This is a genomic window from Polymorphospora sp. A560, from assembly GCF_045781765.1.
In the GTDB taxonomy this organism is placed as follows: Bacteria; Actinomycetota; Actinomycetes; order Mycobacteriales; family Micromonosporaceae; genus Polymorphospora; species Polymorphospora lycopeni.
In genome coordinates this window covers 3,917,679-3,939,680 of record NZ_CP122282.1, presented here as the reverse complement: position 1 = coordinate 3,939,680, position 22,002 = coordinate 3,917,679, and the positions used below count along the sequence as shown (strand labels likewise).

The following is a 22,002-nucleotide window of genomic DNA, read 5'->3' as shown; positions in this document are numbered from 1 at the left end:
GTCAAATCCCGTCTCGATGCAGGTGGTCGGTGCCGGTGCCGGTGAGCAGGGCGGCCAGCCAGTCGGGGTCGACATCCTCGACCACGCCCTCGCGGACCAGGAAGTCGCCGAGCGTGGCGACGTCCCAGGCCGGGCCGGTCAGGCCGTACGCGGCCGGGCCGCGGGCGGCGACGGCACGGGCGTCGCGCAGTTCGGCCGGGGTCGGTTGGGGCCGCTCGCCACGGTCGTAGCCCGGGTCGAAGGAGGCGAACCCGTCGTCGTTGAAGTTGCGGATGACGGCGCGGACCCGTCCGGCGCCGGTGACGGTGTGCTGGGCGATCGAGGCGATGTTGGAGCCCTGGGCGCTGAGCAGCACGATCTGCGCCCGCTGCCAGGTGACGGCCGGCACCTCGGCGCTGCCGGCCAGCCGCCACAGTTCGCCGATCTCGGCGTCGTCGCACTGGCGGGCGCGCGGGCTGTCGGCGGCCCGGGCGCGCAGCGGCACCCGGCGGGCGAACCGGCGCGGCACGGTGGTCAGCCGGGCCTGCCAGGTGTGCAGGGCGGGATGCCATTCGAGCTGCACCGGGATCGCCCACTGGTCGAGGCCGGACAGGTCGAGGTCGAGCAGGGCGTCGTACGCGGCGTCGAGCAGCCCGGCCTCCAGCAGTACGCCGTGGCCGCTGTGCGAGTCCTCGAGCTTGACGCCGTGCGGGCGGCCCCACAGTTCCTCGTCGGCCCGCATCGCCTGCAAAGTCCGGACGACGGCGGCGAGGCGCGCCGCCCCGTCGCCGACGGTGTCCGGTTCGGTGCCGGTGCCGGTGCCGGCGTCGGTTCCGGTGCCGGCGAACGTGTCCAGGAACGGGGCGAGCGGGATGTTGAGCACGATCAGGAACGCCGACGTCGGTGGCGGCCCGCCGTACGAGTGGCCCTCGGCGTACGCGGCCATGCCGCACCCGTCGAACAGCGCCTCCATCCGGTCGACCTCGTCGGCGGTCGGTCCGGTGTCGAGCAGGACCCGGACCTGGAGACGGGCCGCCCCGGTCGGGGCGGCGTCGAGGGCGAAGGGGGCGGCGGTCACCGGGACGGCGGTGTTCACCAGCGCAGCTCCTTGCGGACCAGCAGGTGTTCGGCGTACACGCCGCGCTGCTTGCAGTTGTCGAGGAACTCGGCGACCTGGAGGAGCTGGTACGACTCCGGGGTGTAGCTGGTCGCCATCACGTGCTGGAGCCAGTCCTCCTGGCCCATCGCGTAGACGTACGCCTCCTTGGCGCCGAGCTGGTCGACGATGCCGGTGGCCTGGGCGGCGTTGGAGCCGGACAGCTTGCGGGTGATGGCCATCTTGCGCGGCACCGGCTGGGTGAACAGCGAGCTGTAGAGCCAGGTCAGCGGGGCGCCGTCGCACTCCATGCCGATGAACGCCAGGTCGGTCTCGCCGATCCCGGTCCGCATCCGGTGGTAGAGCTCGGACTCCAGGCCGGAGGTGTCGGCGCCGATGAAGACGCCCTTGCCGGCCAGGTGCACCCAGTAGCTGCTCTTGGCCCGGATGTCGAGGTCGCAGTGCTCGCCGAAGAACGGCGCGGCGACGATCCGGCCGCCGTCGAAGGCCAGCTCGTCGAAGTCGTCGACCTCCCGTACGGTGAAGCCGACCTGCTCCAGGTAGAGGCGGATCGACGGGTCCTGCCGGTGCCCGCCGCCGTTGCGGGGCACCACGACGGTGCCGACCCTGTGGCGGATCTGGAGCAGCGTCTCCAGCACGACGTGGTCCTGGTGGGCGTGGGTGATCAGGACGTAGTCGATCTTGTCGGGCAGGTCGACGTACGTGAACCGGTCGCCGGCGGCGGGGTTCGAGCTGATGAACGGGTCGACCAGGATGGACACCGACGGGGTCTGCAGCAGGATGCAGGCGTGGCCGAAGTAGCGGATCCGGCCGCCGCCGTCGATGTGCCGGTCGGCGGGCAGGGCCGCGTCGGTGGTGAGCAGGGTGCGCAGCAGCCGCTCCTGCTCGCCGGTGCCGATCTCCAGCGCCTTGCCGATCTCGTCGAAGGAGCGCGGGGCGGTCCGGGTGGCGAACAGCTCGTCGATGCCGGCGTGGTCGAGCCGCAGCGGGAGCTGGAGGTGGTCGGGGTGCTCCAGGCGCGGCGTGCTCAGGATGAACGGCGGCTCGCTGCCGTCGTCGAGCGACAGTTCGATCGCCTCCCGGTCCCGGCGGAAGACCGGGCTGCGGTAGAGCAGCGGCTCCAGGAAGCGCAGCGACGGGTGGTGGTTGACGTCGTAGACCAGCTCGACGTAGCCGCGCAGCTCGGGCGGGAGCTGGGCGTACAGCGGTGACAGGTCGTAGCCGGTGGCCTGGGCGCGCAGCAGGTCCTCGGCGCCCTTGATCGCCCCGGCGAAGGCGAGGGCGGCCGCGTCGTCGCGGGCGATCCGGTCGCGCAGGTCGCGTACCTCGTCGACGCGGGACAGGTCGGCGTTGACGAAGAAGCCGCCCTTCATCTTCGGGTTGGCCACGGCCGCGGCGTGCACCTCGGGGCGCTGCACGAACGAGTCCATGATCGGGAAGAGCAGGTTGGCGAGGTTCATCGCACCGGAGACCGGGGTGTAGACGTGCGTCCAGGCGACGAACTGGTTGACCAGCCCTTCGATGCGGACGTTGGGCTTCACGTACAGCGGTTCGGTGCTCATCGCGTCCTTCCCCATCGGGTTCGTCACTGTGCCGGCGCGGCGGCCGGGTCGGGATCGGTCGGCGCCGCCGGGGCGGCGGCGTCATCGGGCAGCGCCGCGATCTGCGCGGCGTCAGGGGGCAGGGCCGCGATCTGCGCGGCGTCGTCGGAAAGGGCGGCCACCTCGGCGTCGGTGAGCCGGGCGATCTCGGCCCGGATCTCGTCCTCCACCGCCTGGGCGAGGGCGGCGACGGTGGCGCGTTCGAAGACCAGCCGCAGCGGCAGTTCGACGTCGAACTCCTCGGCGATGCGGGAGATCAGGCGGACGGCCAGGATCGAGTGGCCGCCGACGGCGAAGAAGTTGTGGTGTACGCCGACCTCGATGCCGAGCAGTTCGGTCCAGATCTCGGCGATCCGCTCCTCGGCGACGGTGCGCGGGGCGACCGTCTCGGTGCCGGTCAGCGCGGTCGCCGACAGCTCCGGTGCCGGCAGCGCCTTGCGGTCGACCTTGCCGTTCTCGGTCAGCGGCAGGCTGTCCAGCCGGACCCAGAACTGCGGGATCATCGGCTCCGGCAGGTGCTCCCAGCAGTGGTCGGTCAGCTCGTCGCCGTCCGGTCCGGCCGGGGCCGCGCCGTCCGGTCCGGGGTCGCCGGCCGGGGTCCAGTACGCCACCAGTTGCCGGTCGCCGTCGCGGTCGACGGCGACCACGACCGCCTCGCGTACGCCGGGGTGGGCGGTGAGCACCGCCTGGATCTCGGCCGGCTCGACCCGGTAGCCACGGATCTTGAGCTGGTGGTCGGCGCGGCCGACGTACTCCACCGCCCCGTCGGCGCGGAACCGGGCGACGTCGCCGGTGCGGTACATCCGCTCCCCCGCGACGTACGGGTCGGGGACGAACCGCTCGGCGGTCAGGTCCGGCCGGCGCAGGTAGCCGCGGGCGAGCTGGACACCGGCCAGGTACAGCTCCCCCGGTACGCCGGGCGGCACCGGCCGCAGTTCGGCGTCGAGGACGTAGAGCCGGGTGTTCCACACCGGGTGGCCGATCGGTACCGGCTCGCCCGGCCGGCCGGGCGCGCACTGCCAGGAGGTGACGTCGACCGACGCCTCGGTGGGGCCGTACAGGTTGTGCAGTTCGGTGTCGAACAGTTCGAAGAACCGGTCGCGCAGGGCGGGTCCGAGGGCCTCGCCGGAGCAGATGACCCGGCGCGGCGCGCTGCCGTCGGCGACGCCCGGGTGGCCGAGGAACGCGTCCAGCATCGACGGTACGAAGTGGATGGTGGTGATGCCCCGGTCGCGGATCACGCCGGCCAGGTAGGCGGCGTCGCGGTGCCCCTCGGGGCGGGCCAGCACCAGCGTCGCCCCGGTCAGCAGCGGCCAGAAGAACTCCCACACCGACACGTCGAACGACGACGGCGTCTTCTGCAGCACCCGGTCGTCGGCGGTGAGGCCGTAGCGGTCCTGCATCCACAGCAGGCGGTTGACGATGCCGGCGTGCGGGACCACGACGCCCTTGGGCCGGCCGGTGGAGCCGGAGGTGTAGATGACGTACGCCGGGTTCGCCGGCCCGGGCGGGGTCGGCGTCGCGGTGGCGGCCTCGAGGGCGGCGGCGGTGGCCGGGTCGTCGAGGACCAGCACCGGGGTGTCGACGGCCGGCAGCACGCCGACCACGACCGAGGTGGTCAGGAGCAGTTCGGCGTGCGCGTCGGCGAGCAGGTAGGCGATCCGGTCGGCCGGGTAGCCGGGGTCGACCGGCACGTACGCGGCACCGGACTTCAGCACCGCGACCAGGGCGACGACCAGTTCGACGGAGCGCGGCACGGCGACGGCGACGAACCGTTCCGGGCCGGCGCCGCGCCCGGCGAGCAGCGCGGCCAGCCGGTCGGTGCGGGCGTCGAGTTCGGCGTACGTCAGCGTGGTGTCGTCGAAGACGACGGCCGGCGCGTCCGGGGTGGCCGCCGCCTGCCGGCGCAGCAGTTCCGGCAGGGTCGCCGCCGGCACCGGGCGGGCGGTGTCGTTCCACGCGCCGAGCAGGTCGCGTTCGGCACCGGTGAGCAGTTCGAGGTCGGCGACGGCCACGTCGGGGTCGGCGGCGACCTGCTCCAGCAGCCGCAGGTAGTGGCCGATCATCCGGTCGACGGTCGGCCGGTCGAACAGCGCGGTCGCGTACTCCAGCATGCCGCTCACCGCGCCGTCGGCGTGCCGCCGCATGATCAGGCCGAGGTCCTGCCGGGCGGCCAGCGGCGCGTCCCGCACGCCGGTCGTCGGCACGTAGCCGGCGTGGCCGTCCTCGTGCAGGTCGAACAGGACGTCGTAGAGCGGGTTGCGGGACAGGTCGCGGTCGGTGCGGACCTCTTCGACCAGCCGGTCGAACGGCAGGTCCTGGTGGGCGAAGGCGGACATCGTGGTGGCCCGGACCCGGTCGAGCAGTTCGCCGAAGGTCGGGTCGCCGGACAGGTCGAGCCGCAGCACCAGGGTGTTGATGAAGACCCCGACCAGGTCGTGCGACTGCGGCACCGGGCGGCCGGCGACCGGCGAGCCGACCGCGAGGTCGCGCTGCCCGCTGTAGCGGGACAGCAGCACCGCGAACGCGGCCAGCAGGGTCATGAACGGGCTGGCCCCCCGGGACCGGCCGGCGGCCAGCAGCGGTCCGGCGACGTCGCCGGGCACCTCGAAGGCGACGGCCGCACCGCGCGGGTCGCGTACGGCGGGCCGGACCCGGTCGGTCGGCAGTTCCAGGGTCGGCAGGCCGGCGAGCCGGTCCCGCCAGTGGTCGAGCTGCCGGTCCAGGACCTCGCCGGACAGCCAGGACAGCTGCCAGCTGGCGAAGTCGGCGTAGCGCAGCGACAGGGCGGGCAGGTCCGCCGGCCGGCCGGCGCGGTGCGCGGCGTGGATCTCGGCGAACTCGCGGCCGAGGACCGCGGTCGACCAGCCGTCGCAGGCGATGTGGTGGATCAGGAGCAGCAGTACGGCGTCGCCGGCCGCCGGCCGGGCCAGCACGGCCCGCAGCACCGGGCCGGCCTCGAGGTCGAAGCCGCGCGACATGTCGTCGGCGAAGACGGCGGCGGTCGGCTCCCCGGGGATGTCGACCACGCGCAGCGGCACCGGGCCCGGCGGGTCGATGACCTGGGCCGGTTCGCCGTCGACGACGACGTAGCGGGTCCGCAGCGCCTCGTGCCGGGCGACCAGGTCACCCAGGGTACGGGCGACGAGGTCGGGGTCGGCGGGGCCGGGCACCGGCACGAAGACCGGGGTGAGGTATTCGATGCTGTCCGGGTTGAGCTTGTCGAGGAACCACAGCCGGCGCTGGCCGAACGACAGCGGCAGCGGCCCGGTGCCGGCGACCGGTACGACCGGCGGCGGCGTCTCGCCGCCCGCGGCGGCGATCAGGTCGGCGTGGCCGCGTACGGTCAGCGCGGCGAACAGGTCCCGGATGGACACCTCGACGCCGCTGCGCTCGCGCAGCCGGACGGCGAGCTGGCCGAGCTGGAGCGAGTGGCCGCCGAGGGCGAAGAAGTCGTCGCGCAGCCCGACCCGCTCCACGCCGAGCACGTCGGCCCAGGCGTCGGCGACCGCCTTCTCGGCGTCGGTGACCGGGGCGACGTACGCGACGCCGACGGTGGACAGGTCCGGTGCCGGCAGGGCGGCCCGGTCGACCTTGCCGTTCGGGGTCAGCGGCAGTGCGGGCAGCGGCACGTAGACGCCGGGCACCATCGCCTCGGGCAGCCGGCCGCGCAGGAACTCCCGCAGCTGCGCGGTGTCGACGTCGCCGTCGGCGACCAGGTAGGCGACCAGCCGGCGGGTGTTGTCGGGTCCGGTGTGGCCGACGACGACGCACTGCCGTACGCGGGGGTGGTCGGCGAGCGCGGCGCGGACCTCGGCCGGCTCGACCCGTACCCCGTTGACCTTGATCTGGTCGTCGACCCGGCCGACGAACTCCAGCACCCCGTCGGCGCGGCGCCGGACCTGGTCGCCGGTGCGGTAGACGCGGGCGCCGGGCGGGCCGTACGGGTCGGGGACGAAGCGTTCGGCGGTCAGGTCCGGCTGGCCGAGGTAGCCGCCGCCGACGGCGGCACCGCCGACGCACAGCTCGCCGGCGACGCCGGGCGGGGTCGGCTGGCCGTACGGGTCGAGGACGAGGGTCCGTACGCCGTCGACGGGGCCGCCGATCGGCACCGGTCCGGTCCGTGGCCCGGCCGGTACGGCGTACGCGGTGACGTCGATCGCGCACTCGGTCGGCCCGTACGTGTTCCAGACGGCGACCGGAAGCCGGTCGGTGAGCCGGCGGACCAGGGCGTGGTCGAGCGGCTCGCCGGCCGACCAGACCTGGCGCAGCGCGGTGCAGCGGTCCCAGCCGGGCTGGTCGAGCATGGCCCGCAGCACCGACGGGACCAGTTGCAGCACGGTCGCGCCGGTGTCGGCGACCGCCCGCACCAGGCCGGCCGGGTCGCGTTCGAGGCCGGGGCCGGCCATGACGACGGTGCCGCCGGCGACCAGCGGGGCGTACCACTCCAGGACGGCGGCGTCGAAGCCGACCCGGGTCTTGGCCAGCACCCGGTCGTCCGGGCCGAGCTTCTGGGCGTGCACCGACCAGACGACCCGGTTGGCGATGGCGCCGTGGGTGACGACGACGCCCTTGGGGCGGCCGGTGGAGCCGGAGGTGAACATGACGTACGCGGGGGTGTCGGCGGCGGGTTCCTCCGCCGCGCCGACGGTCGCGGCTTCGGCCGGGTTGCCGGCTCCGGCCGGGACGGCGGGGTCGGCGGTCTCGACGACGGCGCAGCCGGCCGGGACGACCGCGCGCAGCGCCTCGGCCCGCTCCGGGTCGGCGACGACGGCCGGCGCCCCGGCGGTGTCGAGCAGCAGCGCCCAGCGGGCCGGCGGGTGCTCGGTGTCCAGCGGCAGGAACGCGGCACCGGCCCGCCAGGCGGCCAGGGTGGCGACCTGCAGGTCGAGGCCGCGGTCGAGGCAGAGGGCGACGACCGCGCCGGGTCGTACGCCGGCGGCGCGCAGCCGGTCGGCGAGCGCGTCGGCGGCGGTAGTCAGGCCGGCGTACGTCAGCCGCCCGGCGGCCGCCTCGACGGCGGTCGCGTCGGGGGTGGCCGCCGCCTGCGTCGCGACCAGGGCCGGCAGCAGTTCGGTCCGGGCGGCCGGGGCGCCGGTGCCGGCGGCCAGCGCGTCCCGGCGGGCGTCGGCGCCGAGCAGGTCGGCGGTGCGCCAGTCGACGTCGGGGTCGGTGCCGACGGCCGCGAGCAGCCGGCGGTGCTGCTCCGCGAGCCGCTCGACGGTCGTGGCGTCGAACAGCGAGCTGGCGTACTCGAACTGGATCTCCAGTGAGGCGTCCGGCCGCGGAATGACGTGCACGGTCAGGTCGAGCAGCGAGCCGCCCGGCGCGATCGGCATCGGGATCTCTTCGCCGAGCGGGTGGTCGGTGTCCTGGACCGGCATGTTGCAGGCGACCTGGACCAGCGGCGGGAAGCTGCGGTCGGCGTCGCCGCGCAGGTCGCGGACCAGGGTCTCGAACGGTACGTCCTGGTGGGCCATGGCCTCGGCGAGGTTGTGCCGGACCCGGCGCAGCACCTCGCGGAAGCCGACGGTGCCGTCGGCGGTGGCGTCGGGGGCCGTGGCGTCGGGGGCCAGCGAGGTGCGGACCGGGACGACGTTGACGAACATGCCGACCAGGTTCTGCAACTCGGGCAGGCTGCGGCCGGTGACCTGGGTGCCGACCACGATGTCGGTCCGGCCGGTCTGCCGGGCCAGCAGCACCTTCAGCGCCGTCAGCACGACGGTGTAGACGGTGGTGTCCTCGGCGCGGGCCAGCTGGCGCAGTGCCTCGCCGGTCGCCGCCGGGGTGGTCAGGACCAGGGTGGCACCGGCGTAGTCGGGCTCCGGCGGCCGGGGCCGGTCGGTCGGCAGCTCCAGCGGCGGCGGCAGCGCGGCGAGCTTGCGGCGCCAGAACGCCGACTGGTCGTCGTGCCGGCCACCGTCGAACTCGGCCCGCTGCCAGGCGGCGTAGTCGGTGTAGGAGACCGGCAGCGCCGGCCGCCGGTCGGGGAACGCCAGCTCGTGCAGGACGTACATGATCGAGGCGGCGTCGGTGACCAGGTGGTGCGTGCCGATGACCAGGACGTGGTCGTCGGCGGCGAGCCGGATCAGTTCGACCCGCCACAGCGGTGCGGTGTCGAGCCGGTAGGGCCGCAGGATGATCTCGCGGATCCGGTCCTCGATGCCGTCGGCCGGGTCGGGCGTGCCGGACAGGTCGGTGAGCGGGATGGTGACCGGCACCGACGCGGCGACGACCGGCCGGGGCCGGCCGTCGACGACCTCGACCGTCGTACGCAGGCTGTCGTGCCGGTCGACGACCTGCGCCAGCGCGACGGCCAGCGTGTCGGGTCCGACCGGCAGCCGCAGCCGGACGGCGCCGCCGAGGTTGAACGCCGGTATGTCACCGGCAAGCTGGCTGGTCAGCCAGACCCGCTCCTGCGCGAACGACAGCCGGGCCGGTTCGTCGCCCGGGGCGCGCGGGATGCGGCTGGCCGCCGCGGGCGCGTTCCCCTTGCGCAGCCTGGCGAGCAGCTCGCGCTTGACCGCGGACAGCCCGTCGCCGCCGGACGGCGTACGGACACCGGCGTCTGTCATCTGGCCCCGTTCCTCGTGGTCTGGCGGCGGTGGTGGCCGGCCCGGGCCGGCCACCACCGCCGGCGGTCAGTTGCGCGTGGTGATGCTGGCCAGTCGGGCCGCCGCCTCCTCGTCGGACAGCGACGACAGCATCTCGACGAGCAGTTCCTCGATCCGCTCCGACAGGGCCCGCGACGTGCGGGCCTCGAACAGCCCGGCGACCGTCAGGTCCACCTGGAACTGCTCGCGGATGCGGGCCACCAGCTGCACCGCGATCAGCGAGTTGCCGTTGAGGTCGAAGAAGTCGTCGTCGATGCCGACCTTGTCCAGGCCGAGGGTGTCGGCCCACATCTGGGTCAGCACCCGCTGCACGTCGGACTCCGGCTCGACGTACGGCGTCATCAGGCTGCGGGTCGCCACCGACGCGGCCGCCTTGGGGGCGGCCATCAGCTGCTCGCGCAGCGCGTCGCGGGTGACCTCGCCGGCCATCCGCATCCGCTTCACGAAGCTGTCCGGGCAGACGATGATCTGCGGTGCCGCGGCCGAGTCCAGCATCCGGTGCAGCATCCGGTAGCCGTCCTCCGGCTCGATGCCGAACGCCTTCTCGTTGGAGCGCAGCAGCGCCCGTTCGAGCTGGCGGGCGATGCTGAACTTGCTCTCGTCGTCCTCGTCGGCGGCGGCCGCCGGGGCGGTGCCGTTGCCCTCCGAGGTGGACATCGAGGTGTCGTTGTACTCGAACATCGTGAAGCCCTTGATCGCGACCAGTTCCACGCCGTCCTCGTCGGCCAGCGTGATGTCGGTACGGATCAGGGCGCCCCGGGTGTCGTCGAGGTGCCGGATGTGACTGTAGAACCGGCGCGGCAGCGGGGCCCGGACCGTGATCCGGTCGTAGCCGAACGGCAGGTGGCTGGTCTGGCTGGCGACGACGGTCTGGCCGAGCGCGGTCGCCTTGTCCAGCAGCGCCGGGTGCAGGCCGTACTCGTCGAGGTCGCCGAGGAACTCCTCGCCCAGCTCGAGCAGCACCAGCTCGTCGAAGAGCCCCTGGTCGGTCTGGTCGCCGTGCCAGTGCGCCCGGATGCTCTGCTGCCAGCGCGGGCCGAGGGTGATGATGCCCTCGGTGACGCCCTCCGGCTCGTCCTCGACGTGGCAGGTCGCCTTCCACGCCGACAGGTCGTGCCGCGGTGCGTCGTCGCGCGGGCCGGGGCCGACCTTGGCGGTGGTGAACTCGACCGGGTTGCCGCCCTCGCTGTCCGCGTCGGCGATCAGCACGTCGTAGACGCCGTTCGGCTTCGGGGTGAGGATGATGTGCACCGTACGGCTGTCGACGAACTGCACCGGGCGCATGAAGACGACGTCGCGGATCTCTGCGGTCCGCGAGCCGGTGACCTCCTCGTACGCCGCCCGGACGAGTTCGACCAGGCTGGTGCCCGGCATCGTCGGCAGGCTGTCGAGCTGGTGCTCGGCGGTGACCCAGTCCTCGGTCGACAGGTTCTTGACGAAGATGACCTGGTCGCTGCCGGCCCGCACGAGCCGGCTGCCGAGCAGCGGGTGGGCCACCTTCTCGTAGCGGTCGCCCATCTCGAACGAGGTCAGCAGGTCGGGTACGTCGATGTCGAACGCCATGCCGAGCTTGTTCCAGATCGGCCAGTTGATCGACACGACGTGCGTGTTGCCGCCGCTGCGCGACTGCGCGTACGAGTCGAGGATCGAGTTCGCCGAGCAGTAGTCGAACAGCCCGAAGTCGCCGGAGAAGACGGTGAACGACGAGTAGAGGACCAGCAGGTCGATGCTGTCGCCGAACACCTCCTCGATGGCCAGGGTGCCGAACACCTTGGCGGCGAGCACCGCCTCGGCGTCGGCGAACTGGCGGGTCTCCAGCATGCCGCCACCGGTGATGCCGGCGGCGTGCAGCACGCCGTTGACCGGCCCGAACGCGGCCTCGGCCTGGGCCCGTACGGCCCGCAGCGACTCGGTGTCGGTGACGTCGGCCGCGATGACCAGGACCTCGCCGCCGAGCGACTCGATCTCCTCGACCGCCTTGATCCGGGCGGTGACCTGGGTGTCGGGGCCGGCGAGCAGGTCGCGCCACTCCTCGCGCGGCGGCAGCCCGGACCGGCCGACGAGGACCAGCTTGGCGCGGTGCTGCTCGGCGAGGTCGCGGGCGGTGACCAGGCCGATGCCGCCCAGGCCGCCGGTGATCAGGTAGACGCCGCCGTCGCGCAGCAGCCGCTGGGCGGCGCCGACGCCGTCGAGGGCGACCTCCTCGTGCGACCAGAGCCAGCGCTTGCGGCCCCGGTAGGCGACGACCTGGTCGGTGCTGCCGCTGGAGATCTCGCGCAGGACCTGGTCGGCGACGGTGTCGGCCCGCCCGGTCGACACGTCGATCGACCGGCAGGTCGTGTCGCTGAACTCCTTGGGCAGCAGCTTGACGAAGCCGTCGACGCCGCTCTTGACCGGCTCGATCCGCTCGCCGCCGACGACGTCGCGCAGTTCGCTGGTGAGCAGGTAGAGGTCGAGCGGCGGGCTGGCCGGGTTACGCGACACCGCCTGGGCGGCGGACAGGATGCTGAAGAAGCCGCGGTCGAGGCCGTCGCGGGCGCGGTCCCGGCCGGTGTCGCCGGCGAGGTCGCCGACCAGCCAGCCGTGCACCATCTTCAGCCGCTCCGGCTGGTCGGCCAGGGCGGCCGCGACGACCGCGGAGTAGTCGGCCAGCTCGCCGGCGCGCACCGTGTAGGCGTCGCCGTCGGCCCGCTGCTCGGCACCGGCGCGTACGGTGATCACCTTGGCGCCGGCGGTGCGCAACCGGCTGGTCAGCTCGGCGGCCACGCCGCCGTCGGCCGGCTCGAAGACCACCCAGGCGGCGGCGGTGTCGACGTCCGCCGGGGTGGGCGCCGAGGTCTCCTTCCACACCGGCACGTAGTACGGCCCGGTCTCGGTGTTCGCGGCGACGTCCTGCGTCGACGCGGCGGCCTGCGGGCCGCCGTCCAGCCAGGACCGCTGCTTCTCGTACGGCACCCGGGGCAGCGCCACCCGGTGCCGGCGCTCGTCGCCCCACAGCGCGGTGAAGTCGATGTCGGCGCCGGTCTGCCAGACCTGGCCGAGCGCGGCGAGCAGCACGGCGGTGTCGGGCTGCCGCTGCTGCGGGTGCCGCATCGTCGAGACCGCCAGGCCCTGCCGGTCGGTGCCGAGCTGGCGGCGGGCCAGGCTGGACAGCGTCTGGCCGGGGCCGAGCTCGACCAGCACCCGGCCGGTGCCTGTGGTCAGCAGGGCGACGGCGTCGGCGAACCGTACCGCGCCGCGCAGGTGCGCGGCCCAGTACGCCGGGTCGGTCGCCTGGGCGGCGGTGATCCAGTCGCCGCTGAGGTTGGAGACGAACGGGATGGTCGGCTCGCTGCGCGGGACCGCGGCGACCAGGGCGGTGAACCGCTCCAGGATCGGGTCCATCATCTGCGAGTGGAAGGCGTGCGAGGTGTGCAGCGGCCGGCCTTCCATGCCCTGCACGGCGAGCACCGCCTTGAACTGCTCGATGGCCTGGTCCGGGCCGGAGACGACGACCAGGTCGGGGGCGTTGACGGCGGCCAGGCTCAGGTCGGCCGGCAGCATCGAGGAGACCGTCTGCTCCGACAGCGGCACCGCGAGCATGGAGCCGGCGGGCAGTTCCTGCATCAGGGCGCCGCGGGCGGCGACCAGGCGCAGCGCGTCGTCGCGGGTGAAGACGCCGGCCAGGGTCGCGGCGACGTACTCGCCGACGCTGTGGCCGACCATCGACTCCGGCCGCAGGCCCCAGCTCAGCACCAGCTTGGCCATGGCGTACTCGACGACGAACAGCGCCGGCTGGGTGACCGCGGTCTGGTTGAGCCGGTCGGCCGCCGCGGCGTCGTCGTCGGACGGGAACAGCAGTTCGCGCAGGTCCCAGCCGGTCTGCTCGCGCAGCACCTCGGCGCACTCGTCGATCTCGGTGCGGAAGACCGGTTCGGTCTCGTAGAGGTCGCGGCCCATCTGCGGGTACTGGGCGCCCTGGCCGGGGAAGACGAACGCGATCTCGCGCTTGACGCCGCGCGGCGGGATCACGCCGGGCGACGGCTGCGGCACGCCGGCGGCGAGCCGGTCGCCGGCCTCGGTGCCGTCGGTGGTGACCAGGAAGCTGCGGACCGGGCGGGCGGTGCGGCCGACCGCGAGGGTGTACGCGGCGTCGGCCAGTTCCTCCGGCCGGTCCCGCAGGTGGGCGCCGACCGCGTTCGCGTTGGCCTCCAGCGCGGTCGGCGTACGCGCCGACAGCAGCAGGAGCTGGTGCGAGCGGAGCGGCCTCGACGACGGCTCGACGGCCGGCGCCTCCTCCAGGATCAGGTGGCCGTTGGTGCCGCCGACGCCGAAGGAGCTGACGCTGGCCCGCAGCGGCCCGGAGTCGGACTTCCACGGGGTGAGGTCGGTGTTGACGTAGAACGGCGAGTTCTCGAAGTCGATCTGCGGGTTGGGCTCGTCGAAGTTGATGCTCGGCGGCAGCACCCGGTGCTGCATCGCGAGCACGGTCTTGATCAGGCCGGTGACGCCGGCGGCGGCGCCGAGGTGGCCGACGTTGGTCTTGACCGAGCCGATGCCGCAGTACTGCTTGCGGTCGGTGTGCGCGCGGAACGCCTTGGTCAGCGCGTTGACCTCGATCGGGTCACCGACGAACGTCGAGGTGCCGTGCGCCTCGACGTACGAGATGGTGGCCGGGTCGACGCCGGAGCGGGACAGGGCGTCGGAGACGGCGGCGAACTGGCCGGAGATGCTCGGCGCGGTGAAGGCGCCCTTGTCGTTGCCGTCGTTGTTGATCGCGGTCGCCCGGATCACGGCGAGCACGTTGTCGCCGTCGGCGAGCGCGGCGTCGAGGCGCTTGAGCAGCACCACGCCGGCGCCGCTGCCGAAGACGGTGCCGCGCGCCTTGGCGTCGAAGGTGCGGCAGTGGCCGTCGGGCGAGTAGAGGCCGCCCTCGCTGTAGAAGTAGCCGGAGACCCGCGGGATGAACTCCTCGACACCGCCGGCCAGGGCCATCTCGCACTCGCCGCTGCGCAGCGCCTGGGAGGCCAGGTGGATCGCGACCATCGAGGTGGAGCAGGCGCTCAGGCAGGTGAACGACGGGCCGCGCAGGCCGAGCCGGTACGACACCCCGGTGGCCAGGTAGTCGGCCGTGTTGGAGATGTTGGTGGACAGCCGGCCCATCACGTCGACGACGTCGGGGTTCTTGTTGACGTTGTCCTCGAGGTAGTTGTTGAAGCCGAGGCCGCCGTACACGCCGATGCGGCCGGCGAACGAGGCCGGGTCGTAGCCGGAGTGCTGAAGCGCGGTCTCGCACTCCTCCAGGAAGATCCGCTGCTGCGGGTCGAGGATCTCTGCCTCGCGCGGACTCATGCCGAAGTACGCGGCGTCGAACATGTCCGCGCCTTCGGTGATCGGCGCGGCCTTCACGTAGCTCGCGTCGGCGATGGTCTCCTCGGAGACCCCGGCCTCCCTCAGCTCGTCGTCGCTGAAGAAGGTGATGGATTCGACGCCCCCGAGGAGGTTGTGCCAGAACTCGTTGACGTCGCGCGCACCGGGAAAACGTCCCGCCAATCCGATGATGGCAATATGCGCGTCTTCGACACCGCTCACCGTTTACCCTCTCGCTTCAACCTGGACCGGACCGGCGGGTTGGAGTTCTCGCCGAGGTTGGCCGGACATGAACGATGGAAGTCTGTTGGCCCCGCCCGAGCAGCGACAAGATGCCGGGGGCTGCTTGGCGAGTAGTCGCCAGGTCACCGGACTGTCAACACCTCGCGGGCGCGACTGTCATCACCTGGCGGGAGCGTCGCGGTGGGACTTCCGGCCACCGGACACGGGCAGGCTCGCGCGGTGCCACCGCCCGCCGTGCGGTGGCACCGGTCGCGCCGCCGCTCAGAGCAGCAGCGCGACGACGGCCACCAGCAGCAGTACGACGAGCGTGCCGACCGGCACCGCCACCCGCAGCCGGTCGCGCCGGTCGCCGGTGGGCAGCGCGTAGCCGGCCGCGACGGCCGTACCGACGACCAGGCCGGCGATGTGCGCGGCGATGGCCATGCCCGGGATGGCGAAGGTGGTCACCACACCGAAGGCGAGCAGGACGATGGCCAGGACACTGCGCTGGCGCAGTTTCAGGCAGACCACCAGCAGTGCGGCGAAGACCCCGAAGTTGGCTCCGGAGGCTCCGGCGGTCAGCGCGTCGTGGGTGAACAGGTAGGTGGCGATCCCGGCGCCGAGGCCGGAGAGCAGGTAGAGCTCCAGGAACCGCCGGGAGCCCAGGATCGGCTCCAGCTTCCAGCCGGCGAGGCCGAGCATCACCATGTTCGCCACGAGGTGCGCGAGTCCGTAATGGACGAACATCGAGCTGACCAGGCGCCAGACCTCGCCCCGGTCGACCGCGGGCCCGTTCATCTCGGTGGCCAGGTGCAGCGGGCTGACCCCGTCCCAGATCGCGGCGGCGGGGGTCAGGCCCTCCTCGAGGCCGATCATCACCAGGCCGGCGACGGCGATGAGGACGTTGATCGAGATCAGGGTCTTCAGGACCGGCCGGTCGGCTCCCCCGGTGCCACCGAAGGCCGGCAACGGCGGCGCCGCGGTGCCTCCGGGGCGTTCGTCGGTCAACTGCTCCTCGGCCATGCCGTCCTCCTCTTCGGGTATCGGGTCGTCGGGGCCGTACACGGCATTGCGGTCGCGCGACCAGATGCCGTCGCGCAGGCGGATCAGGGCGTAGCAGATCAGGACGGCGGTCAGGGTTCCGGACAGGAAGAGCGGGGCGCGCAGCGCGCTCTCCCGGCCCAGCAGGGGCTCACCGAGCTTCACCACCAGGCCGCCGATCAGCGAGCCGGCGGACAGCGGTCCCCAGGCGAGCAGCCGGTAGATGCTGTTGACCCGGCCCAGCATGTGTTCGGGCACGATCCGCTGCCGGTAGGAGATGGTCACCACGTTCCACACCACGGCGAGACCGGCGCCGACCGTGAGGGCGAGCGCGACCAGCAGCGCGTTGGAGGTGAAGCCGATCGTCAGGCTGACCGCGCTGTTGCCGAACAGGGTCAGCAGCAGCACCCGGCGGGCGCCGAGCCGGGCCTCCAGCATCGGTGCGAGACCCGCGCCGGCCGCGGCGCCGACCGCGCCGACGGCGAACAGGACGCCGTACTGGGCGGCGCTGAGGTTCAGGATCTCCTGGGCGAACAGCACCTGGGTGCCGACGATGATGGAACTCGCGAGGTTGAGCAGGCCCAGGAAGATGCCGAGCTGGCGCAGGACCCGGTGGTTCCAGAAGTAGCGGGCGCCCTCGGCCATCTCGGTCCGCAGCGACCGCCGGGCCGGCCCCCCGACCGGGTCGGTGGCGGACGCGGTCTCGGCCGCCGCGCCGGCCGCCGGTACGGGCCCGGGCGCCGTGCCGACCGGGGGCGCGGGCAGCGTGCCGGCCGCCGGCGCCGTCCGCCGGGCCGAGACGGTGACCAGCAGGATCAGGCCGGCCGCCAGCAGGTAGAGGGCGGCGTCGACGGCGAACGGCAGGGTCACCGCCACGGTCAGCAGCAGGCCGCCGATCGCCGGGCCGAGGAACACCCCGCCGGTGGTGTCGGCGAGGACCAGGTTGCTGTTGGCCCGGTTGAGCTGGGACGGCCGCACGATGCGGGGCAGGATCGTCTGGGTGGCGTTCTCGTTGAGCACGGTCAGCGCCCCGATCGTGAACGCGACCAGGTAGACCATCCAGATGCTGGCGACGTCGGCGAAGAGGACGACCGCGAGCAGGCCGACGACCAGCGCCCGGCCCAGGTGGGTCGAGGAGATCAGCCGGCGGTGCTCGTAGCGGTCGACCAGCACTCCGGCCGGCAGGCTGAACAGCAGCCAGGGCAGCTCCGCCGCGACGCCGACGCCGGCGACCAGCAGCGGGTCGGTGGTCATCTCGGTGGTCAGCCACGGGAACGCGACCGTGGTGATGCCGGAGCCGAGGTTGGCCACGAACATCGCGGCGAACAGCGCCCAGAAGCCGGTGCCGAGCTTGTCGGTCCGGCGCGGCGCCGGTCGGGTGGCACCGGCCGGCGGCTTGTGGCCGGCGGCCGGTGCCGGGTCGGTCGTCGATGTGACCGGGTCGGGGGTGCCCGGGCCGGCCGGTGGCGGTCCGGCCGGTCCGGGCGCGACTGCGGTCCCGCCCGAGCTCACCTCGGGCGCCGGCTCACGCACGTCGCCTCCTCGTCTGGAAGGGGTGGTCGATGGCGCCAGCGGAGGGAGGTCCGAGGTGGCCGCGAATTGACGCGTCTAGCCGACTTCAGGGCGGGTGGCCGGGTCAACGGGCTGTCCACTTCTCGCCAGCGGCGAGGTCCGACCTTGCCGGGCGGCCGGCACCGGCGAAAGACTCAGGCGCCGACCGCTCCCGCCGGTATACGCGCGCGCCCGCTGGCATTCACGCGAACCGCCGGCCGGGTCGCGGGACCGCCCGACAGAGTCGACAAGGAGCGCAGCGTGTTCGAGGACGACGACGACCGCCACTACACCGTGGTGGTCAACGACGAGGAGCAGTACTCGATCTGGCCGACCGGGCGCGACGTGCCGGCCGGCTGGCGGGAGGTCGGCACCACCGGCCCCAAGGCCGCCTGCCTGGAGCACATCAAGGAGGTCTGGACCGACATGCGGCCCAAGAGCCTCCGGCAGCGGATGGGCGTCTGAGGCGTGGCGGCGGACGGGCCCGTGGCGGCCCGCCGGCTGCGCACCGGCATCGCGATCGAGGGCAGCGACCTGCCGGTACGGGAACTGATCGACCGGGCCCGGCTGGCCGAGCAGGTCGGGCTGGACGCGGCGTGGCTGATCCAGTTGCCGAACATGCGCGACAGCTTCAGCGTGCTGGCCGCGATGGCCGCGGTCACCGAGCGGATCCAGCTCGGTGCCGGCATCATGCCGCTCTACACCCGGCCACCGGTGGTGATGGCGCAGACCGCGGCCACCATCGACGAGGTGTCCGACGGCCGGTTCACCCTCGGTGTCGGGCTGGGGCACCGGCTCACCGCCGAGTGGTCGCTCGGCGTACCGCTGGGGCCCTCGCTGCCGGCGATGCGCGAATACCTGTCGGTGGTGACGGCGCTGCTGCGCACCGGCGAGGTGCACGTCGACGGCAAGTGGTACAAGGGCCATTCGCGGTACGCGTCCCCACGCCGGGACGGCCTGGCCACCTGCCTGGGCGCGCTCGGGCCGAAGATGAGCGAACTCGCCGGCGAGGTCGCCGACGGGCTGCTGCTGTGGATGTGCACCGTCGACTACGTACGCGACGTGGCGATCCCGCACCTGCGCAAGGGGCTGGAACGGTCCGGCCGCGACCTCGACGGCTTCCCGGTGGTGGTGTTCGCCCCGGGCGCGGTGTCGGTGGACCGGGCCGGCGACGTCGAGTCGCTGCGGCACTACCTGTCGACGTACGCCCGGGTGCCCAACTACCGGGCCATGTACGAGGCGAGCGGGTTCGCCCACGCGCTGGCCGGCGGTGAGATCGGTGACGACCTGCTGTCGGCGGTCGGTGTGATCGGCTCCGACGACGACGTCACCGCCCGGGTGGCCGAATACGCCGCGGCCGGTGCGACCGAGGTCGTGATCACCCCGATGGCGAGCGCCCACCAGGACCGCGACCTGTGGCGGCGCACCGGCGAGGCCGCCGTACGGGCGTCCGGCGGGAGGTGACCGTCGCGGGCCCCGGGGACGCCCGGGGCCCGCGACGGTTCCCGCTAGTGCCCGGTGCCGGGCAGGTCCAGCCGGGGCCACCCGGCCACGTCACGGCGCAGCTGCCGGTCGTGGGTCGCCAGGACGACGGCCGCCCCGGTGGCGTGCAACGCCTCGGTGAGTTCGTCGACGAGAGCGATCGACAGGTGGTTCGTCGGCTCGTCGAGCAGGAGCACGTGCGGCCGGGCCGCCAGGACGATCGCCAGGTCGAGCCGGCGCTGCTGGCCCGTCGACAGGTCGCGGACGGGCCGGCCGAGATCGGCCGCCGGCAGCAGTCCGAGCCCGGTCAGCGACACCTCCGGCGCACCGGTGGCCAGCCCGGCCAGGTGCGCGGCGAAGACCTCACGGACCGGCCGGTGGTCGGCACGGGACGCCTCCTGCGCGAGCAGGCGTACCCGGGCGTCGCGGGCCCGCGTCAGGGTCCCGCCCGCCGGTGGCAGGACGCCGGCGAGCACCGCGAGCAGGGTCGACTTGCCGGCGCCGTTCGGGCCGGTGACGACCAGCCGTGCCCCGGGCTCCAGGGCCAGGGTCACCGGCTGGTCCAGCCGGCCGGGCACGACGACGCCGTCGGCGGCGAGCAGCCGTACGCCGGGCCGGGTCGGTAGTGCGGGCATCGCGAAGCGTGCCGGTGGCGGCGGTGCGGTCAGGGCGTGCCGTTCCAGCTCGTCGCGGCGGCGGTGCACCGACCGGACGAGGGCCGGGGCGCGGGTCGCCCGCTGGTGCTTGCCGGTTCCCTTGTCCGGCCGCCACCCGGTCACCAGGCGGTTGCGGGCCTCGGACAGGTCGCGGGTCAGCCGGGCGTGGGTGGTGCGCTGCCGCTCGTACTCCTCCTCCCAGCGCTCGCGTTCGGCCTCCCGGCCGGCCTGGTAGCCGGCGAGGCCGCCGCCGTAGACGCGGGGCCGGCCGTCGCGGCTCGGGTCGAGGTCGAGGACCGTGGTCGCCACGTCGGCGAGCAGCGCCCGGTCGTGGCTGACGACGACGACCCCGCCGGGGTGCTCGCGCAGTCTCGCGGTCAGGAAGTCGAGACCGGCGGCGTCGAGGTGGTTCGTCGGCTCGTCGAGCAGCAGGAAGTCGTGCCGGGCACCGAGCAGGCAGGCGAGCCGGACCCGGTACCGCTGGCCGACGGAGAGTTCGTCGAGGCGCCGGTTCCGGTCGGTGACGGCGCCGAGCGCGGCCAGGGCGAGGTCGACCCGGCGGTCGGCGTCCCAGGCGTCGAGGACGTCGGTGGCCTCCAGCGCTGCGGCGTACGCGTCGGCGGCGCCCGGCCGTCCCTCGGCGAGCCACCGGCTGGTCGTCTCGAAGGTGGCGAGCGCCGCCCGGACCTGCGCGAGTTCGGTGTCGACGGCCCGGCCGACGGTGGCGCCGTCGGCCACCGGCATCTCCTGGGCGGCGGTGCCGAGCGTGCCGACCCGGTGGACGGTGCCGGCGTCGGGAACGAGCGTCCCGTCGAGAATGTGCAGCAGGGTGGACTTTCCCCGGCCGTTCTCGCCGACGACGCCCCACCGGCTGCCCGGGGAGACCGCGACGTCGACGCCGGCGAGCACGGTACGGCCGCCCCGGGCGATGTGGACGCCCTCGGCGGTGAGCTGGGCCCGCGCACGCGCGGGCAGGGTGATGGAGATGGTCACTGTTTCCTCCGGACGGAGGCACACTCGTCCCTGGAACGGGAGGAGGTGCTTCGCGGCTGACGCGACCCGTGGACGGGTCGATGACGGCGTCCGACCACCCGTGGCTCGCTTCAGCGAGCGGCGGGTCGTCCGGAGTCAGCTCAGAGGAAGAGTTGGCCTGCCACGGAGCGATCGTAACAGGGTGGGCGGCCGGGTCCCGGTGCCGATCAGGGCTGCTCCGGCTGCCCGGCCGCGCCGAGGTCGGGGGCGAACTGGGCCAGCGAGACCTCGGTCGCCGCGGCGATCTCGTCCGGGCCGGCGGTGCCCGACGCCCCGACCACGTCCCTCCAGGCGTGCACCGACTGCCGCGAGAACTCCTGGCCCTGTGCCGAGTTCGCGGTCGCGACCGGGTCGTCGATGGTCTCACCGGCGACGAAGAGGGCGAGCGCCATGACGGCGCCGTCCCAACCGGGACCGACGTAGAGCGCGCCCGCGCCGCTGCCGGCGATCTCGATGGGCACGCTGTGTTCGAGTTCGAGCACGGTGTCGTCGCCGTCGGCGGTCAGCCGGAGTTCGACCAGGCTCGTCGGCCCGCCGAAGGTCACCTTGAGCAGGCGGGGCGGTTCGCAGGTCAGGATGTCTCCGCCGGCGTTGCCCTCGAGCTGGAACGACCCGCCGGCGCGCAGGTCGCCGCTGATCGGGAGGAACCACCGCTTCAGGCGGTCCGGGTCGGTCACCGCGTCCCAGACGTCCTCGACCGGCGCCGGGTACTCGCGGCGGAGCCGGACGCTGACGGTCTCGCCGCTGGCGGCCGGCAGCCGGCTGACCTCGCGGTGGATGGCCTTGAGCTGGCTGGCGATGTCGATCATCGGTGGTTCCTTCCCTCACCGGCCGGGCTGTCGCCCGGCGACCCGTCGGTGCCGCCGCGCAGGCGGCGTTCCCGCCTGCCCCGGGCGAGTTCGGTCGCCAGGGCGTCGAGATGCTGGTCCCAGATCCCGTGGAAGCGCGCCAGCCAACGGTCGACTTCCCGCAGTGGCTGGGAGTTCACCGCGTACAGGCGGCGGGTTCCCTCCGCGCGGACCGTGGTGAACCCGTTCTCCCGCAGCACGCGCAGGTGCTGGGACACCCCCGGCTGGGAGATCCCGAACTCCGCCCGGATGACCGTGGTGATCGCGCCGGAGGTCTGCTCGCCGTCGGCGAGAAGTTCCAGGATCCGGCGCCGGACCGGGTCGCCGAGGATGTCGAACGCGTGCACGGGTCGAGTATTGCAGCTCTGACTTATATAATCCAGAGCTTACGCTCGGCGAGCGGGAGGGCCCCATGGCGCGTCAACCGGCTGCCCCCGCGCGCCCTTCGTGACGTGGCGGTGCATGGTGATCGTTAGCTGTTCCGCTGTTGTCCGTACGGCGTGTCGAGCT

Annotated in this window: 10 protein-coding genes; 2 read left to right on the top strand and 8 right to left on the bottom strand. The window is 73.5% G+C overall.

The genetic code is table 11. The features are described 5' to 3' along the window. Position 1: 1 nt before the first annotated feature. The 5 genes from QCD66_RS17550 to QCD66_RS17530 all read right to left on the bottom strand — a co-directional run bounded on the left by QCD66_RS17550 (position 2) and on the right by QCD66_RS17530 (position 17,456). Entirely contained in the window at positions 2-1,075 is a 1,074-nt protein-coding gene (locus tag QCD66_RS17550; protein WP_375736448.1) for a hypothetical protein, read from the bottom strand. Then, positions 1,072-2,658 carry an MBL fold metallo-hydrolase gene (locus QCD66_RS17545; RefSeq protein ID WP_364217334.1) on the bottom strand — a complete coding sequence of 529 codons (1,587 nt, stop codon included), beginning with the start codon at positions 2,656-2,658 and terminating at the stop codon, positions 1,072-1,074. Before QCD66_RS17545 ends, QCD66_RS17550 begins: the two co-directional genes overlap by 4 nt. A 23-nt stretch (positions 2,659-2,681) precedes the next feature. After that, positions 2,682-9,272 (bottom strand): amino acid adenylation domain-containing protein, encoded by a 6,591-nt coding sequence (locus QCD66_RS17540; protein ID WP_407567214.1) that lies wholly within the window; start codon positions 9,270-9,272, stop codon positions 2,682-2,684. 66 nt (positions 9,273-9,338) lie between these two features. Further along, a complete protein-coding gene (locus QCD66_RS17535; RefSeq protein WP_375736998.1) occupies positions 9,339-14,882 on the bottom strand; it encodes an SDR family NAD(P)-dependent oxidoreductase in 5,544 nt (1,847 codons plus the stop codon). Positions 14,883-15,164: 282 nt separating this feature from the next. Beyond that, a complete protein-coding gene (locus tag QCD66_RS17530; protein WP_407567213.1) occupies positions 15,165-17,456 on the bottom strand; it encodes an MFS transporter in 2,292 nt (763 codons plus the stop codon). 279 nt (positions 17,457-17,735) lie between these two features. On the opposite strand from QCD66_RS17530, the gene QCD66_RS17525 reads away from it, so the two are divergent. Continuing rightward, positions 17,736-17,939 carry an MbtH family NRPS accessory protein gene (locus QCD66_RS17525; RefSeq protein ID WP_212818333.1) on the top strand — a complete coding sequence of 68 codons (204 nt, stop codon included), beginning with the start codon at positions 17,736-17,738 and terminating at the stop codon, positions 17,937-17,939. Positions 17,940-17,960: 21 nt separating this feature from the next. Then, positions 17,961-18,938 (top strand): LLM class flavin-dependent oxidoreductase, encoded by a 978-nt coding sequence (locus tag QCD66_RS17520; RefSeq protein ID WP_364217326.1) that lies wholly within the window; start codon positions 17,961-17,963, stop codon positions 18,936-18,938. Positions 18,939-18,982: 44 nt separating this feature from the next. Here QCD66_RS17520 and QCD66_RS17515 read toward each other — a convergent pair whose 3' ends face one another. The 3 genes from QCD66_RS17515 to QCD66_RS17505 form a co-directional block, all read right to left on the bottom strand. After that, a complete protein-coding gene (locus QCD66_RS17515; protein WP_375737062.1) occupies positions 18,983-20,605 on the bottom strand; it encodes an ABC-F family ATP-binding cassette domain-containing protein in 1,623 nt (540 codons plus the stop codon). Between the two features lie 206 nt (positions 20,606-20,811). After that, positions 20,812-21,453, bottom strand: a complete 642-nt coding sequence (locus QCD66_RS17510; protein WP_375737063.1) for an SRPBCC family protein — start codon at positions 21,451-21,453, stop codon at positions 20,812-20,814. After that, positions 21,450-21,839 (bottom strand): ArsR/SmtB family transcription factor, encoded by a 390-nt coding sequence (locus QCD66_RS17505; protein ID WP_375737064.1) that lies wholly within the window; start codon positions 21,837-21,839, stop codon positions 21,450-21,452. The genes QCD66_RS17510 and QCD66_RS17505 overlap by 4 nt, the downstream gene beginning before the upstream one ends. Positions 21,840-22,002: the final 163 nt, after the last annotated feature.